Genomic DNA, 16,372 nt, shown 5'->3' with positions numbered 1-16,372 from the left:
TGAGTCTCCTGCCCGGCTCAGAGGCCGAGGATCGTGCGGGAAATGATCTGGCGCTGGATCTCGTTCGAGCCGCCGTAGATGGAGGCCTTGCGCAGGTTGAGGTACGACGGGGTCGCGTGGCGCGCCCAGTCGGGCAGCGCGCTGTCGTCGCCCGCGCCCGACGCCAGCGACCCGGGCCCGGCGAGGTCGACGAGCAGCTCGCTCACGGCCTGCTGCAGCTCGGTGCCCTTCAGCTTGAGCACGGAGCTCGCCGGGTGGGGCTCGCTGCCGGCGGAGTGGGCGACCACGCGCAGGGCGGTGAGCTCGAGGGCGAGCAGCTCGTTCTCCAGCTCGGCGATGCGGGCCGCGGTCAGCGGGTCGTGGGCCTGCTCGCCGGCCAGCTCCTTGGCCCGGGCCAGGCGGCGCTTGGTGGAGCCCACGGGGGCCACGCCGACGCGCTCGTTGCCGAGCAGGAACTTGGCCATCGTCCAGCCCTGCCCGGGCTCGCCGACGAGGTTCTCGCCCGGCACGCGCACGTCGCTGAACCACACCTCGTTGACCTCGTGGCCGCCGTCGATGAGCTCGATGGGCCGCACCTCGACGCCGGGGGAGGTCATGTCGATGAGGAGCATCGAGATGCCCTTCTGCTTCTTCACCTCCGGGTCGGTGCGCACGAGGGTGAAGATCCAGTCGCCGTACTGCCCCAGCGTGGTCCAGGTCTTCTGGCCGTTGACGACCCAGTCGTCGCCGTCGCGGACCGCGGTGGTGCGCAGGCCGGCGAGGTCGGAGCCGGCGTCGGGCTCGGAGAAGCCCTGGCTCCACCAGATGTCGAGGTTGGCGGTCTTGGCCAGGAAGCGCTCCTTGATCTCCTGGCTGCCGAACTGCGCGATGACCGGACCGATCATCGAGGCGTTGAAGGCCAGCGGCGGCGGCACCGCGGCGGCCTGCATCTCCTCGTTCCAGATGTGGCGCTGGATCTGGCTCCAGCCACGACCGCCCCACTCCTCGGGCCAGTGCGGCACGGCCAGGCCGGCCGCGTTGAGCGTCTGGTGGGCCTCCACGATCTGCTCGCGGGTGAGCTCGTGGCCCGCCGCCACCGCGTCGCGGATCTCCTGGGAGACCTTGGTGGTGAAGAAGTCGCGCATCTCCGCGCGGAACTCCTGCTCCTCGGCCGTCAGCTGCAGCTCCATGTCACGCCTCTCGTCGCGGCCCCCGCGGGGCCCAGTGCTGTGGTGCCGATCTCATCATGGCCTCCCGGTGGTTGCCCGCCCCCACCCGTCCGGGCCGCAGACGATCCCGTCGTCGGTGGTGCGACCTAGACTGGGACGGTCACCACCCCCTGTCGTCTCGACCGGGGGCCGTCGTCGTGGGTGACGCCCGTCAGTCGAGGAGCCTCGTGACCACCACCGTCCTTCCCCCCGCCCCGTCGACCAGCCCCGCGGTCACGGCGCTGGCGCAGGCCGTGCTCGCCGACGCCACGCTGTCCGAGGTGCTGGCCGACGCCGCCGGCGGCGCCCTGCGTGCGCTCGACCTCACCGGGCCGGAGGCGCTGCGACCCTTCGTGGTGGCGGGCCTGGTGGCCCAGGGCCGCACGGTGCTGGCCGTGACCGCCACCGCCCGCGAGGCCGAGGACCTGGTCGGGGCGCTCGGCGACCTCGTCGACCCCGCGACGGTGGCCTACTACCCCAGCTGGGAGACGCTGCCCCACGAGCGGCTCAGCCCGCGCAGCGACACCGTCGGGCGCCGCCTCGCGGTGCTGCGCCGCCTGCGTCACCCCGGCACCGACGCCTCCAACGGACCGCTCAAGGTGGTCGTGGCCCCGGTGCGCTCGGTGCTCCAGCCGCAGGTCGCGGGCCTCGCCGACCTCGAGCCCGTCGAGCTGGTCAGCGGCGAGGCCGCCGGCCTCGACGACGTGGTGCGGCGCCTGGCCGACGCGGCCTACAGCCGGGTCGACCTGGTCGAGAAGCGCGGCGAGTTCGCCGTGCGCGGCGGCATCGTCGACGTCTTCCCGCCGACCGAGGAGCACCCGCTGCGCGTGGAGTTCTGGGGCGACGACGTCGAGGAGATCCGCAGCTTCTCCGTCGCCGACCAGCGCACCCTCGAGAAGGTCGAGCGGCTCTGGGCGCCGCCGTGCCGCGAGCTGCTGCTCACCGACGCCGTGCGCGAGCGGGCCGCCGAGCTGGGCCGCAGCCACCCGCAGCTGCTGGAGCTGACCGACAAGATCGCCGCCGGCATCGCGGTGGAGGGCATGGAGTCGCTGGCCCCGGTGCTGGTCGACGAGATGGAGCTGCTGGTCGACCTGATGCCGGCCGACACCCACGTGCTGGTGCTCGACCCCGAGCGGGCGCGCCGCCGCGCCCACGACCTGGTCGCGACCAGCGAGGAGTTCCTCGGCGCGAGCTGGGCCGCCGCGGCCGGCGGGGGCACCGCCCCGGTCGACCTGGGCGCTGCGTCGTACCAGGACCTGGCCGAGGTGAGGCTGACCAGCCTCGAGCAGCGCAAGCCGTGGTGGACGATGAGCCCCTTCGGCATCGCCGACGACGCCGAGACCGCCACCGGCATGAGCGCCAGCGACGCCGGCGTGCCGACCCGGGCCCTGCCGGCCCACCCGGTCGACGCCTACCGCGGCGACGTCGAGAAGGCCATCACCGACCTCGAGGGCTGGCGGGCCGCGGGCTTCCGCACCGTCGTGGTGCACGTCGGGCACGGTCCGGCCAACCGCATGGTCGAGGCCCTCGGCGAGCACGACGTGCCCGCGCGGCTCGACGGTGAGCTGGGCCCCGACGTCGTGACCGTCACCTGCGGCTCGCTGACCCAGGGCTTCGTCGACGAGAGCAACCGCCTCGTGCTGCTGACCGGGGAGGACATCTCGGGGCAGAAGTCCTCCACGCGCGACATGCGCAAGATGCCGGCGCGGCGCAAGAAGCAGATCGACCCCCTCGAGCTCAAGGCCGGCGACTTCGTCGTGCACGAGCAGCACGGCGTGGGCCGCTTCATCGAGATGAAGCAGCGCGAGGCCGGGGGAGCGGTGCGCGAGTACCTCGTGCTCGAGTACGGCGCCTCCAAGCGCGGGGGTCCGGCCGACCGGCTCTACGTGCCCGCCGACGCCCTCGACCAGGTCACCCGCTACGTCGGCGGCGAGCAGCCCAGCCTCGACCGGCTCGGCGGCGCCGACTGGTCCAAGCGCAAGAGCCGCGCCCGCAAGGCCGTGCGCGAGATCGCCGCCGAGCTGATCAAGCTCTACGCCGCGCGCCAGGCCACCAAGGGCCACGCCTTCGGCCCCGACACCCCCTGGCAGCGCGAGCTCGAGGACGCCTTCCCCTTCCAGGAGACCGTCGACCAGCTGACCACGGTCGACGAGGTCAAGGCCGACATGCGCCAGGTCGTGCCCATGGACCGGCTGGTCTGCGGCGACGTGGGCTACGGCAAGACCGAGATCGCGGTGCGGGCGGCCTTCAAGGCCGTGCAGGACGGCAAGCAGGTCGCCGTGCTGGTGCCGACCACGCTGCTGGTCACCCAGCACCTGTCGACCTTCGCCGAGCGGATGAGCGGCTTCCCGGTCGTGCTGCGGGCGCTGAGCCGCTTCCAGAGCGACAAGGAGGCCGCCGAGGTGATGAAGGGGATGGCCGACGGCTCGATCGACATCGTCGTCGGCACCCACCGCCTGCTCAACCGCGACGTGCGCTTCAAGGACCTGGGCCTGATCATCGTCGACGAGGAGCAGCGCTTCGGGGTGGAGCACAAGGAGCAGATGAAGCGGCTGCGCACGTCGGTCGACGTGCTGTCGATGTCGGCCACGCCGATCCCGCGCACCCTGGAGATGGCGATCACCGGCATCCGGGAGATGTCGACCATCACCACCCCGCCCGAGGAGCGCCACCCCGTGCTGACCTACGTCGGCGCCTACGAGGACCGCCAGGTGGTGGCGGCCGTGCGCCGCGAGCTGCTGCGCGAGGGCCAGGTCTTCTACATCCACAACCGGGTGCAGTCGATCGAGAAGGCCGCCGCGCGCATCCGCGAGCTGGTGCCCGAGGCGCGCGTGGCCACCGCCCACGGGCAGATGGGGGAGAAGCAGCTCGAGCAGGTGATGCTCGACTTCTGGGAGAAGCGCTTCGACGTGCTGGTGTGCACGACCCTGGTGGAGTCGGGCCTCGACGTCTCCAACGCCAACACCATGATCATCGAGCGCTCCGACACCCTGGGCCTCTCCCAGCTGCACCAGCTGCGCGGGCGCGTGGGCCGCTCCCGCGAGCGGGCCTACGCCTACTTCCTCTACCCCGCGGAGAAACCGCTCACCGAGACCGCCCACGAGCGGCTGGCCACGCTGGCCCAGCACTCCGACCTGGGCGGCGGCATGGCGATCGCGATGAAGGACCTGGAGATCCGCGGCGCCGGCAACCTGCTGGGCGGGGAGCAGTCGGGCCACATCGCCGACGTCGGCTTCGACCTCTACGTGCGCCTGGTCGGCGAGGCCGTCCACGAGTTCAAGGGCGAGGGCGAGCCGGAGCTCGACGAGGTGCGCATCGAGCTGCCCGTCGACGCCCACCTGCCCCACGACTACATCCCCAGCGAGCGCCTGCGCCTGGAGATCTACAAGCGCCTGGCCGAGGTGCGCACCGACGAGGACGTCGACGCCATCAACGAGGAGCTGCTCGACCGCTACGGCGAGCCGCCGGTCGTGGTCGTGTCGCTGCTGCTGGTGGCCCGCTTCCGCGCCCGGGCCCGTCAGGCCGGCGTGGGCGAGGTGACGGTCGCCGGCAAGAACGTCCGCTTCGCGCCGGTGAGCCTGCCGGAGTCGCGGGTGGTGCGGCTGATGCGGATGTATCCGAAGGCCATCGTGAAGACCGGGGTCGACACCATCCTCGTGCCGCGGCCGCAGACGGCGGTCGTGGGTGGCAAGCCCATCGACGGGATCGCCCTGCTTGAATGGGCCCGCAGTGTGATCGACGCCATCATCGACCCGCGGGAGTCCACGTGAAGATCGTCCGCCCGGCAGCCGGTCTGGCCACCGTCGTCCTCCTCGGCTCGGGGCTCGCGGGCTGCGGGGTCGCCGACACCCCGATCCGTCCGGGCGTCGCCGCGACGGTCGGCGACGAGGACATCACGCTGAGCGAGGTCGACACCTACGCCGCCGACACCTGCGAGCTGCTGGAGTCCAACGAGGGCCAGGCCCCGATCGCCGGTGCCGTCTTCCGCGACCAGGTGCTCTACAGCCTGGTGCTGGGCTCGATGGCCGAGCAGATCGGCGCCGACTACGACGTGGACGTCGCGGCCGCGCGCCGCCAGGTCGAGCAGACCACCCGGGAGGGGCTGACCGGCGCCGACCCCGACCTGGTCGACGACGTGCTGCCCGTCTTCGCCGGGCCCGACCTCTTCACCGCCGTGCTCAACAGCGCGGTGACGTCGCAGGTGGAGGAGGGCACCAGCGGCGAGGAGGCCCAAGCCGCGGCCACCGGGCTGGTGCAGCAGTGGCAGGACGAGAACGGCGTGGAGACCAACCCCCGCTTCGCCTCGATCGACGTGGCCAGCCAGGAGGCCGGCACCGTGCCCGAGCTCTCGGTCGCCGTCGGGGAGGCCGCCACCGCGCTCGACGGGGAGCTGACCCCGGAGCAGGTCGCCGCCCTGCCCGCGTCGCAGCGCTGCGGCTGAGCGTGGCGGGCGCCGGGGAGCCCGGTCGGGAGGGGAGCGGGCAGGAGCCGCTGCTCGTCTTCCGCACGATGATGCGACGCCTGCGCGCCGAGTGCCCCTGGAAGCGCGAGCAGACCCACCGCTCGCTGTCGCGCTACCTGCTCGAGGAGGCCCACGAGACCCTCGAGGCCGTCGACGCGCTCGCGGCGGCCGAGGACGCCGGCGACCCCCGGCGTCGCGACGCGGCCGCCTCCCACCTGCGCGAGGAGCTCGGCGACCTGCTGCTGCAGGTCTACTTCCACGCCGCGGTGGCCGAGGAGCACGGCGACTTCGACCTCGACGACGTGGCCTCCGGCCTGGCCGAGAAGATGGTGCGGCGCAACCCGCACGTCTTCGGCCCCGACCCGGTCGCCCACGACGACGCGACGTCGGTCGACGACGCGTGGCAGCGGATCAAGGCCGAGGAGAGGCCGCGCGCCGCGCTGCTCGACGGCGTGCCCGCCACGCTGCCCGCCCTGCTGCTGGCCGACAAGGCCCTCGACCGGCTGGCCCGGGCGGGCCGACCGGTCGAGGACCTCGACCCCGACGACCTCGGCGACCGGCTGCTGGGCCTGGTCGCGGAGGCCCGCGCCGCCGGCGCCGACCCCGAGCAGGCGCTGCGCGACGCGGTGCGACGGCGGGTCTGAGCCGGCCCGGGCGGGTCCGGGGTCGGCTCAGGGGCGGGCGAGGGTGTAGCGCACCACCAGGTGCAGGTGGAGCCGGCCGTCGTCGCCGCGGGTGCCCTCGAGCACCTCGCCGATGCGCTCGAGGATCTCGGGGTGCTCCTCGACGGGGCTGCGCATCCACACGTCGGTGAGCCACGTGGTCAGCGACCAGCGTCGCCAGTGGTCGAGGTCGTCGAAGACCAGGTCGTGGGTGAGCGTGGCGTGCTCCACGTCGCTCCAGCCGGCGCCGGTGAGGAAGTCGGTGACCTCCTGGTCCTCGTCGACCTCGGGGGCCTGGGTCATGCTGCGCCGGCCCGTGCGGTGGGCGTGGTCGTCGAAGACGTCGAGCACCGCCCGCCACGCCGGCGGCCAGGTGCCGAAGGTCGTGAAGCCGGCGCGCCCGCCGGGCCGCACCAGTCGGCGCCACGCGGTGAGCGCGACGTCGGGCTCGGGCAGGAAGAAGAGCAGCAGCGAGGAGGCGAGCACGTCGTACGACGACTCCTCCAGCGGCGGCTCGACCGCGTCGCCGAGCACGACCTCGACCTGGGAGGCGCCGCGATGCCGGGCCTCGCCGGCGGTCAGCTCGACCATGCTCGGCGCCAGGTCGAGGGCGTCGACGTGGCCCTCGGCGCCGACGGCCTCGGCCAGCGGGAAGGTGACGGCGCCGCGGGCGCACCCCAGGTCGACGGCCCGCTCCCCGGCCTGCGGGGCGAGACGGCGCACCAGCTCGGCGCCGACCGGTCCGCTGAAGGCGACGTCGGAGGTGTCGTAGGTGTCGGCGAGACCCTCGAAGAGGGCGGTCACCTGGCGGATGCGGGTCTCGGGCGGGGGCAGGGGCTCCATGCGCACCGATCCTGCCCGGCGAGCGGGCGGGGCGGCTCACCCGAGACGACGGGGTCGCAGGGTCGGCGCGGGGTGCCGGGTCCCCTAGGCTGGCCGGGCCCTCACCCGAGACACCTCTGCACCAGGAGCAAGCCAGTGGCATCCATCGAAGCAGTCGGCGCCCGCGAGATCCTCGACTCCCGCGGCAACCCCACCGTCGAGGTCGAGGTCCTCCTCGACGACGGCACCTTCGCCCGGGCGATGGTGCCCAGCGGCGCCTCCACGGGCGCGTTCGAGGCCGTCGAGCTGCGCGACGGCGGCGACCGCTACCTCGGCAAGGGCGTCGAGAACGCCGTGCGCGGCGTCGTGGAGAAGATCGGCCCGGCCGTGGAGGGCCTCGACGCCGACGACCAGCGCCTGGTCGACCAGGTCATGCTCGACCTCGACGCCACCCCCAACAAGGCCGAGCTCGGCGCCAACGCGATCCTCGGCGTCTCGCTGGCCGTGGCCCGCGCGGCGGCCGACTCCGCGGGTCTCCCGCTCTACCGCTACGTCGGCGGCCCCAACGCCCACGTGCTGCCGGTGCCGATGATGAACATCCTCAACGGTGGCTCCCACGCCGACTCCAACGTCGACATCCAGGAGTTCATGATCGCGCCGATCGGCGCCCCCACCTTCCGCGAGGCGCTGCGCCAGGGCGCGGAGGTCTACCACGCGCTCAAGGCGGTGCTGAAGAAGAAGGGCCTGGCCACGGGCCTGGGCGACGAGGGCGGCTTCGCCCCGAACCTCGACTCCAACCGCGCCGCGCTGGACCTCATCGCCGAGGCCGTCGCCGCGGCCGGCCTGACCCTGGGCACCGACATCGCCCTGGCCATGGACGTCGCGGCCAGCGAGTTCTGCACCGACGGCACCTACGCCTTCGAGGGCGGCTCCAAGACCGCCGCCGAGATGGTGGCCTACTACGCCGAGCTGTGCGAGGCCTACCCGATCGTCTCCATCGAGGACCCCCTCGACGAGGACGACTGGGAGGGCTGGAAGGCCATGACCGACCAGCTCGGCTCGAGGATCCAGATCGTCGGCGACGACCTCTTCGTCACCAACGTCGAGCGCCTCCAGCGCGGCATCTCCGGCGGCCAGGCCAACGCGCTACTGGTGAAGGTCAACCAGATCGGCTCGCTGACCGAGACCCTCGACTCCGTCGAGCTGGCCCACCGCAACGGCTACCGCTGCATGATGAGCCACCGCTCGGGCGAGACCGAGGACACCACCATCGCCGACCTCGCCGTGGCCACCAACTGCGGCCAGATCAAGACCGGCGCCCCGGCCCGCTCCGAGCGCGTCGCGAAGTACAACCAGCTGCTGCGCATCGAGGACGAGCTCGGCGACGCCGCGCGCTACGCCGGTGTGTCGGCGTTCCCGCGGTACACCGCGTAGGGGACCCTAGGAGGCATGGCCGACAAGCGACGCACCCCCGCGCGGGGGGCCGCCTCCCGGCCGGGAGCCCGGGGCCGGTCAGGCCCCGGGCGTCCCGCGGGCGGCCCGCGGACCCGCGCCCCCCTGGCCGGCCGTGCCCCCGACGGGCCCGGCCCGTCGGTGCGGCGCCCGCGGCTGACCGGTCGCGCGATGATCCTCGTGCTCGTGCTCGCCGTGCTGGCGGTGTCCTACGCCTCCTCGGCGCGGGCCTACCTCCAGCAGCGGGCCCACCTCGACGACCTGCGCACCGAGATCGCGGAGCGCCAGGCCGACATCGACGTGCTCGAGCGCGAGCAGCGGCGCTGGGAGGACCCGGCGTACGTCGAGCAGGTGGCGCGCGAGCGCTTCGGCTACGTCATGCCCGGCGAGCGCTCCTTCGTGGTGCTCGACGAGGACGGCGAGCCGCTGGAGGCCGAGGCCACGCTCACCGACCCCGCCGACGTCGCGCCCGAGGAGCCCACCGCGTGGTGGGACGAGGCGTGGGCGTCGGTCGAGACCGCCGGACGCCCCCCGAAGGACGAGGGCACCCCGCCCGCCACCGAGATCGACGGCTCCCCGGAGCAGGCCCCCAGCGGCCAGGAGGACAGCGACCAGTGATCGACCCCGCCGACGAGGCGGCCATCGGCGAGCAGCTGGGCCGTGAGCCCCGCGCCATCCACGCCGTGGGCCACCGCTGCCCGTGCGGCAGCCCCGACGTCGTCACCACCGAGCCGCGGCTGCCCAACGGCACGCCCTTCCCGACGACCTTCTACCTCACCTGCCCCCGCGCCGCCTCCCGCATCGGCACCCTGGAGGGCTCGGGGCTGATGAAGGAGATGGAGGCCCGCCTCGGCGAGGACCCCGAGCTGGCCGCGGCCTACGCCCGCGCCCACGAGCGCTACCTCGAGGCCCGCGGCGAGCTGGAGCGGCGGACCGGTGCAGTGCCCGAGATCGCCGGCATCTCCGCCGGGGGCATGCCGAGCCGGGTCAAGTGCCTGCACGTGCTCGCGGGCCAGGCCCTGGCGCAGGGCCCCGGTGTCAACCCGCTGGGCGACGAGGTGCTCGCGCTGCTGGGCCCGTGGTGGGAGCAGGGTCCGTGCGTCGGCCCGTAGCCGCCGTCGACTGCGGCACCAACACCATCAAGCTGCTGGTCGGCACCATGCCGGAGGTGCTGGTGCGCGAGGCCACCGTCGTGCGCCTCGGCGCGGGCGTCGACCGCACCGGACGGCTCTCCCCGGAGGCGCTGGAGCGCACCTTCGCCGAGGTCGAGCGCTACGCCGCGATCCTGGCCGAGCACGGGGTGCGACCCGAGGACGTCCGCTTCTGCGCCACCTCGGCCACCCGCGACGCGAGCAACGCCGAGGACTTCCGCGAGGGCGTGCGCGCGCGCCTCGGGGTGCTGCCCGAGGTGCTCTCCGGCGCCGAGGAGGCCGCCCTGGCCTACGCCGGGGCCGTGCGCGAGCTCGACGCGCCGGCCGAGCCGGTGCTGGTCGTCGACGTCGGCGGCGGCTCGACCGAGCTGATCCTCGGCGGGGCGGCACCGACGGCGGCGCACTCGATGGACGTCGGCTCGGTGCGCCTGCACGAGCGGCACCTGCACTCCGACCCGCCGACCGCGGACGAGGTGGCGGCCTGCGTCGCCGACGTCGACGCCGCCCTCGACGCCTGCCCGGTCGACGCCGCCGCGGCCCGCACGGTGGTCTGCGTCGCCGGCACCGCGACCTCGGTCGCCGCGGGGGTGCTGGGCCTGCCGGCCTACGACCGCGACGCCGTCGACCAGGCCGAGCTCCCCGTCGAGGCGGTGCACGAGCTGACCGAGCGGCTGCTCGCGATGACGGTGGCCGAGCGGCTGGCCCTGCCCTGGATGCACCCGGGACGCGCCGACGTCATCGGGGCCGGTGCCCTGGTGCTCTCGCGGGTGCTGCGACGCACCGCGGTCGCCGGGGTCGTGGCCTCCGAGACCGACATCCTCGACGGGATCGCCTGGTCGGTGGCCGCCCCCGCAGGGGTGGTGCCGCCCGCCTGAGCGCGACGGCACAGTGGGGGGCTCGAGTGATCCACCCCCCCACAGGAGGAGAACGACCGATGAGCAAGACCACCCTGATCGCCGCCGGAGCCGTCGGCTACGTGCTGGGCGCCCGCGCCGGCCGTGACCGCTACGACGAGATCGTCACCGCCGCCCGCAAGGTCGCGCGCGACCCACGCGTGCAGTCGGCCAAGGACAGGGCCGCCGACACCGCCCGCACCCAGGCCACCGCCGCTGCCGAGGTCGCCCGCGAGAAGGCCGGCGACGTGGCCGCGGCGGCCAAGGACAAGATGAGCAGCGACGACGCGGCGTCCCCGACCGGAGGCCCGGTCGCCACCCAGACCACCACCCAGACCCCGCTCTGAGGTCGGGCCGGTGCCGGACGGGCTGCCCCACCCGCTGACCGGTGAGGTCTTCGCCTCGCCGGTGCCGCCCGGCACCGGCTGGCCCGACGACCCGGCCGAGCCCCGCATCCCGCTGGAGCGGCTCGCCCGCGAGGTGACCACCTGCCGGGCCTGCCCGCGGCTGGTCGCCTGGCGCGAGGAGGTGGCGCTCACCAAGCGCGCCGCCTTCGCCGAGCAGCCCTACTGGGGGCGGCCCGTCGCCGGCTGGGGCGCCGAGCGCCCGAAGCTGCTGGTCGTCGGGCTCGCCCCGGCCGCCCACGGCGCCAACCGCACGGGGCGGATCTTCACCGGCGACCGCTCCGGCGACTGGCTCTTCGCCTCGCTGCACCGCGTCGGGCTGGCGGAGCGCCCCACCAGCGAGCACGCCGGCGACGGCCAGCGCCTGGTGCACACGCGCATGGTGGCCGCCGTGCGGTGCGCCCCGCCGCAGAACAGGCCGACCCCGGCCGAGCGCGACACCTGCGCCCCCTGGCTCGACCGCGAGCTGGCGCTGGTCGGCGAGCACGTGCGCGTCGTGGTCGCGCTCGGCGCCTTCGGCTGGGCGGCGGCGCTGGGCGGCGTACGGCGGGCCGGGTGGCAGGTGCCGCGGCCGGCCGCGAGGTTCGGCCACGGTGCGCAGGCGCGGCTCGTGCGGCCCGACGGCGAGGAGGTGGCGCTGCTGGGCTGCTACCACCCCAGCCAGCAGAACACGTTCACGGGGCGGCTGACGGAGCCGATGCTGGACGAGGTGCTCGGCCGCGCCGCGGCCCTTGCGACAATGGAGCGGTGAGCACCCCCACGCCGCCCCCGACCCAGCACGCGATCACCGTCCTGGGCCACGACCGCCCGGGGATCATCGCCGAGACCACCGGCCGCCTGGCCGAGCTCGGGCTGAACCTCGAGGACTCCACGATGACCCTGCTGCGGGGTCACTTCGCGATGATGCTGGTCTGCGCGGGCGAGCCCTCGGCCGCGTCGATCGAGGCGGCCCTGGCGCCGCTGGCCGACGACGGCTCGCTCACCGTGACCGTGCGCGCGGTGTCGCCGGGCGCCGGCGCCGCGCCCGCGGGCAGTTCCTGGGTGCTCACCGTGCACGGCGGCGACCGTCCTGGCATCGTGTCGTCGGTGGTGGGCCGCGTCGCCGAGGTCGGCGGCAACATCACCGACCTCACCACCCGCCTGGCCGGCGACCTCTACCTCCTCGTGGCCGAGATCGACCTGCCCGCCGGGGCCGACGTCGACGCCCTCGAGGCCGCCGTGCGCACCGCGGCGACGGCGCTGGGCGTCGGGGCCACGCTGCGCCGCGCCGAGGCCGACGACCTGTGAGCGCTGTCGATCCCCGGGTGGCGGCCTGGACCGAGGCCGAGCTCGGCGTGGAGGGCCGGGTGCTCGACGTCCTCACCGCGCCGGCCCCGGTGCTGTCGGGGGTGGGGGAGCGGGTCGACCCGACCTCCGCCGAGGTCGTGCGGCTCGCGGCCGACCTGGTGGCCACGATGCGGGTCAGCCCGGGCTGCGTCGGCCTGGCCGCCCCGCAGGTGGGGGTCGGGGCGCAGGTCTTCTGCGTCGACGTCTCCGAGCACCCCAAGACCCGCGAGCACCACGGCACCTTCGTGCTCTGCAACGCCGAGGTCGTCTCCTCCAGCCGCAACGAGAGGGCCCGCGAGGGCTGCATGAGCGTGCCCGACCTCACCGGCGACGTGAAGCGCGCCGGCCGGATCACGGTGCGCGGCCAGCTGCCCGGCACCGGCGAGGAGGTGGAGGTGTCGACCAGCGCCTTCGAGGCCCGCGCGCTGCAGCACGAGATCGACCACTGCCAGGGGCTGCTCTTCCTCGACCGCGTCGCCGGGGCCCACGCGATCTACGCTCGCAAGACCTACCTCTAGGCGCTCGACCGGACGCTCCGCCGGAGGATCGGAGCCGGCCCCCGTATCCCAACGGCAGAGGAAGGCGCCTTAAAAGCGCCGCAGTGTGGGTTCGAGTCCCACCGGGGGCACACCGTCAACGAGGGCTCGTGTCGCGATGAGTCCGCGGCCGGAAACCGGTCGGACCACCCAGGACGCCGGCGACGGGCCGGCTCGAGGACCGAGGAGATCTCCGTGACCCGCATGATGTTCGTGAACCTGCCTGTGGCCGACGTGGCGGCCAGCCGCGCGTTCTGGGAAGGTCTGGGCTTCACCTTCAACGATGACTACAGCGACGAGCGAGCGGCCTGCATGGTCGTCAACGACTCCGCATGCGCCATGCTCCTGCGCCAGGACTACTTCCACTCCTTCCACGGCACCACCGCCCCGCCGTCGGGAGACCAGGTGCTGGTGGCGCTCACCGCGTCCGACGCCGCGGAGGTCGACCGCACGGTGGAGCGGGCGCTCGCCGCCGGCGGATCGCCGGCGGGCGCCAAGCAGGAGCACCCGGGGATGTACGGCTGGTCCTTCCGCGACCTCGACGGTCATGTCTGGGAGCTGGCTGCGATGGGCGGTTGACCTCAGGTCGACCTGAAGGGGGAGCATGGCCCCCATGACCGACGACATGTGGACCGCGGAGTTCTGGGACGAGCGCTACTCCTCCTCCGAGCGGATCTGGAGCGGCGCCCCCAACCCCCACCTCGTCGACGTCGTCGGCGGGCTCGCCCCCGGCTCGGCGGTCGACGTCGGCTGCGGCGAGGGGGCCGACGTGCTGTGGCTGGCCCACCGCGGCTGGCGCACCACCGGCGTCGACCTCTCGCAGGTGGCCCTCGACCGGGGGGCGGCCCGGGCGGCGCAGGAGGGGGTCGGGGCCACCTGGCTGCAGACGGACCTGCTCGCCGAGACCCTGCCCGAGCAGTACGACCTGGTCAGCGCCCACTTCGTGCACGTGCCGACCCAGCTCTTCGCGCCGCTCTACACCCGCCTCGGCGCCGCCGTCGCGCCCGGAGGCTCGCTGCTGGTGGTGGGCCACCACCCCCACGACGTCGAGACCGGGGTGCGCCACCACCACGGCGACGACATCCTCTTCACCCCCGACCGGGTCGTGGGCCTGCTCGACCCGCAGCACTGGGACGTGCGCCGCGCCGACGCCCCGACCCGCACGCATCGTGTGGAGGGCGCCGAGGTCGCCGTGACCGACACGGTGGTGCACGCCGTACGCCGCTAGCGCCGGTCGGGGGTCGGGGCCCGCCGGCGGCTCAGGAGATTCACAGCCGCACCGGGAACGCCCCGGACGGGTGTGACGTTGAGGCTGGTGAGGACCCCTACAGTGGTCCCCACTCAGTGAACCGTCAGGGAGACGGTCACCACCGGCCTCCAAGGAGAGACCAATGCAGAGCAACAACCCGGTGTTCCGCCGGTCGGAGGAGTTCAACCGCTCCGGCGCGAACGCCTACGGCAACCAGACCTACGCGGGCAACGGGTACCCCGGCTACTCCAACGACCCCTCGCAGTGGGGCGTCGGCACCCCGGGCGGCCCCGCCCAGCAGACGCCGGCCACCACCGGCCCGATGACGATCGACAGCGTCGTGCAGAAGACGGCGATCACGCTCGGCGTGGTCATCCTGACCGCCCTCGCGACCTGGATCGCCATGCCGGAGGTCACCGAGACCACCGCCGAGACCGCCCTGCCCACGGTGGGCGCGGCCGCGACGATCGGTGCGCTCGGCGCCTTCGCGCTGTCGATGGTCAACTCCTTCAAGCGGGTCATCAACCCGGCTCTCGTGCTCGTCTTCGCCGCCTTCGAGGGTGTCGCCCTCGGCGCGCTGAGCCTGCTCTTCAACGTCATGTACCCCGGCGTCGTCCAGGGCGCGGTCATCGGCACCTTCGCGGCCTTCGCCGGCACGCTGGCGGCCTACAAGGTCCTCAACATCCAGGTCACCCCGAAGTTCCGGATGATGGTGACCGCCGCCGTGCTCGGCATGGTCGGCCTGGCCGTCATGGAGCTCGTGCTCGGCCTCTTCGGCGCCCAGATCGGCTTCTTCGGTGTCGGCACCGGCCTCAGCCTCGTCTTCGCGGTGGTCGGTCTGGTGCTCGGCGTCTTCATGCTGATCATGGACTTCGACTTCGTCGAGCAGGGCATCGCCAACGGCCTGCCCGAGCGTGAGTCGTGGCGCGCGGCGTTCGCGATGACCGTGAGCCTGGTCTGGATCTACACCAACCTGCTGCGCATCCTGGCCTTCTTCCAGCAGGACTGACCCAGGAGCAGCACCCACCTGTCCGGCCCCGCTAGGTCGGCGTGGAACACGGAACCCCCCGGACCTCGGTCCGGGGGGTTCCGTCCGTCTGCGCCAGCGTCTGCGTCTGCGTCTGCGTCTGCGCCGGGGTCGTGGGGCGAGGTCAGCCGCGGGCGAGCTCGGGGTCGGGCGTGCCCTGCTCGCCCGCGTCCTCGTCGTGCTCGTCGGGGGTCTCGCCCTCGGTCTCGGGCCGGCGACGACGGTGGCGCAGCTCGACCCACAGGCCGCGCACGCCGAGCCGGTTGCCACCGATCTCGGTGCCGCCCAGCTCGGTGCCGGGGTGGTTGACGGCCTGGATCGCGGCGGCGGTGATGGGCAGCACGCCCTCGCCCCGCAGGGCCTCGAGCTGGGCCTCGTCGGTGTCGATGACGCCGAGCGCCGCCAGCGTGGAGGGCAGCAGCACCGCGGAGAGCGAGCGGTAGCCGGCGGCGGAGGGGTGGAACTGGTCGGGGCCGAAGAGCAGCGCGGGCGCCGCGGCGAACTCGGGTCCGAGCACCGAGGCCAGCGACACGGTGCGCCCGCCCTCCTCGATGACCGCGATGGTCTGGCCCGCGGCCAGGCGGCGCGACCAGGCGCGGGCGACCTGCTTGAGCGGCGGGGCGATGGGCTTGAGGGTGCCGAGGTCGGGGCAGGTGCCGACGACGACGGCCACCCCGGCCTCGCGGAGGCGGCGCACCCCCTCGGAGAGGTGGCGCACCGAGACCGCGGGCGTCACGACGTGGGTGACGTCGTTGGCGCCGATGAGGATGACCGCGACGTCGGGCTCGATGGGCAGCGCCCGGTCGATCTGCTCGCCGAGGTCGGAGGACTTGGCGCCGACGACGGCGAAGTCGCGCAGGTAGACCCGCCGGTCGGCGTGCTCGGCGACGCCGGAGGCGACCAGCGCGCCGGGGGTCTCCTCGACCCGCTCGACGCCGTAGCCCGCGGCACTGGAGTCACCGAGCAGGGCGACCTTGATCGCGGGCCCGGGCCGGCCGCGGCCGTACCAGCCGGTCGGGTCGGGCGGCGGCTCCTCGAGGATCGGCCCGATCGTCTTGCGCGCCAGGCGCGCCTCGGCGGTCAGGACGCCGTAGAGACCGGCGCCGAGCACCGACAGACCGCCGCCGCCGAAGGCAGCGGCGGAGGCGAGCTTGCGTGCCGCTGCTGCTTTTCCCACGCGGGGATTCTACGGAGCACGCCC

At 74.0% G+C, this 16,372-nt stretch carries 17 protein-coding genes and 1 tRNA gene; 15 read left to right on the top strand and 3 right to left on the bottom strand.

All coding sequences use genetic code 11. The annotated features are described in order from the left end of the window. Positions 1-17: 17 nt before the first annotated feature. Positions 18-1,169: an acyl-CoA dehydrogenase family protein gene (locus tag ASF50_RS13710; RefSeq protein WP_056862116.1), complete on the bottom strand. Its 1,152-nt coding sequence runs from the start codon at positions 1,167-1,169 to the stop codon at positions 18-20. A gap of 206 nt (positions 1,170-1,375) precedes the next feature. On the opposite strand from ASF50_RS13710, the gene mfd reads away from it, so the two are divergent. Genes mfd through ASF50_RS13695 form a run of 3 tightly spaced genes read left to right on the top strand, consistent with a single transcriptional unit; the run spans position 1,376 to position 6,293 of the window. Continuing rightward, positions 1,376-4,957 (top strand): transcription-repair coupling factor, encoded by a 3,582-nt coding sequence (mfd, locus tag ASF50_RS13705; protein WP_056904790.1) that lies wholly within the window; start codon positions 1,376-1,378, stop codon positions 4,955-4,957. Then, positions 4,954-5,628, top strand: a complete 675-nt coding sequence (locus tag ASF50_RS13700; protein ID WP_056904789.1) for a hypothetical protein — start codon at positions 4,954-4,956, stop codon at positions 5,626-5,628. The genes mfd and ASF50_RS13700 overlap by 4 nt, the downstream gene beginning before the upstream one ends. Before the next feature lie 2 nt (positions 5,629-5,630). Then, positions 5,631-6,293, top strand: a complete 663-nt coding sequence (locus ASF50_RS13695) for a MazG nucleotide pyrophosphohydrolase domain-containing protein (protein ID WP_056862119.1) — start codon at positions 5,631-5,633, stop codon at positions 6,291-6,293. 27 nt (positions 6,294-6,320) lie between these two features. Here the strand turns inward: ASF50_RS13695 and ASF50_RS13690 are convergent, their stop codons facing one another. Continuing rightward, positions 6,321-7,154, bottom strand: coding sequence for a class I SAM-dependent methyltransferase (locus ASF50_RS13690; RefSeq protein WP_056904788.1), 834 nt, complete (start codon positions 7,152-7,154; stop codon positions 6,321-6,323). A 135-nt stretch (positions 7,155-7,289) separates the two neighbouring features. Here ASF50_RS13690 and eno point away from each other — a divergent pair, with 135 nt between their 5' ends. From eno to ASF50_RS13630, 12 genes are all read left to right on the top strand, one after another. Continuing rightward, positions 7,290-8,567 carry a phosphopyruvate hydratase gene (gene eno / locus ASF50_RS13685; RefSeq protein ID WP_056904787.1) on the top strand — a complete coding sequence of 426 codons (1,278 nt, stop codon included), beginning with the start codon at positions 7,290-7,292 and terminating at the stop codon, positions 8,565-8,567. Positions 8,568-8,756: 189 nt separating this feature from the next. Continuing rightward, positions 8,757-9,203: an FtsB family cell division protein gene (locus ASF50_RS13680; protein WP_227489012.1), complete on the top strand. Its 447-nt coding sequence runs from the start codon at positions 8,757-8,759 to the stop codon at positions 9,201-9,203. Next, positions 9,200-9,697: a DUF501 domain-containing protein gene (locus ASF50_RS13675; protein WP_056904785.1), complete on the top strand. Its 498-nt coding sequence runs from the start codon at positions 9,200-9,202 to the stop codon at positions 9,695-9,697. Before ASF50_RS13680 ends, ASF50_RS13675 begins: the two co-directional genes overlap by 4 nt. Next, positions 9,682-10,611 carry an exopolyphosphatase gene (locus tag ASF50_RS13670; RefSeq protein ID WP_228941420.1) on the top strand — a complete coding sequence of 310 codons (930 nt, stop codon included), beginning with the start codon at positions 9,682-9,684 and terminating at the stop codon, positions 10,609-10,611. Before ASF50_RS13675 ends, ASF50_RS13670 begins: the two co-directional genes overlap by 16 nt. Before the next feature lie 59 nt (positions 10,612-10,670). Continuing rightward, positions 10,671-10,976, top strand: coding sequence for a hypothetical protein (locus tag ASF50_RS19055; RefSeq protein ID WP_056862124.1), 306 nt, complete (start codon positions 10,671-10,673; stop codon positions 10,974-10,976). Between the two features lie 10 nt (positions 10,977-10,986). Beyond that, complete coding sequence (locus tag ASF50_RS13660) at positions 10,987-11,784, top strand: uracil-DNA glycosylase (RefSeq protein ID WP_056904784.1); 798 nt, start codon at positions 10,987-10,989, stop codon at positions 11,782-11,784. Continuing rightward, on the top strand, positions 11,781-12,320 hold the full coding sequence (locus ASF50_RS13655) for a glycine cleavage system protein R (RefSeq protein WP_056904783.1): 540 nt from the start codon (positions 11,781-11,783) through the stop codon (positions 12,318-12,320). Before ASF50_RS13660 ends, ASF50_RS13655 begins: the two co-directional genes overlap by 4 nt. Continuing rightward, positions 12,317-12,877, top strand: a complete 561-nt coding sequence (gene def / locus ASF50_RS13650; protein WP_056904782.1) for a peptide deformylase — start codon at positions 12,317-12,319, stop codon at positions 12,875-12,877. The genes ASF50_RS13655 and def overlap by 4 nt, the downstream gene beginning before the upstream one ends. Before the next feature lie 37 nt (positions 12,878-12,914). After that, positions 12,915-12,987, top strand: a tRNA-Leu gene (locus tag ASF50_RS13645). Between the two features lie 112 nt (positions 12,988-13,099). After that, on the top strand, positions 13,100-13,474 hold the full coding sequence (locus ASF50_RS13640) for a VOC family protein (protein WP_056862843.1): 375 nt from the start codon (positions 13,100-13,102) through the stop codon (positions 13,472-13,474). Between the two features lie 34 nt (positions 13,475-13,508). Continuing rightward, positions 13,509-14,123 (top strand): class I SAM-dependent methyltransferase, encoded by a 615-nt coding sequence (locus ASF50_RS13635; RefSeq protein WP_056905031.1) that lies wholly within the window; start codon positions 13,509-13,511, stop codon positions 14,121-14,123. 163 nt (positions 14,124-14,286) lie between these two features. Further along, on the top strand, positions 14,287-15,153 hold the full coding sequence (locus ASF50_RS13630) for a Bax inhibitor-1/YccA family membrane protein (protein ID WP_056904781.1): 867 nt from the start codon (positions 14,287-14,289) through the stop codon (positions 15,151-15,153). Positions 15,154-15,295: 142 nt separating this feature from the next. Here the strand turns inward: ASF50_RS13630 and ASF50_RS13625 are convergent, their stop codons facing one another. After that, positions 15,296-16,348, bottom strand: a complete 1,053-nt coding sequence (locus tag ASF50_RS13625; protein WP_056862130.1) for an SGNH/GDSL hydrolase family protein — start codon at positions 16,346-16,348, stop codon at positions 15,296-15,298. Positions 16,349-16,372 lie beyond the last annotated feature (24 nt).

Origin of the sequence: Nocardioides sp. Leaf307 (assembly GCF_001423135.1) — a bacterium.
Lineage (GTDB): Bacteria > Actinomycetota > Actinomycetes > Propionibacteriales > Nocardioidaceae > Nocardioides > Nocardioides kribbensis.
Note: the sequence above shows the minus strand (reverse complement) of the source record. Positions and strands in the feature narration are given on the sequence as shown.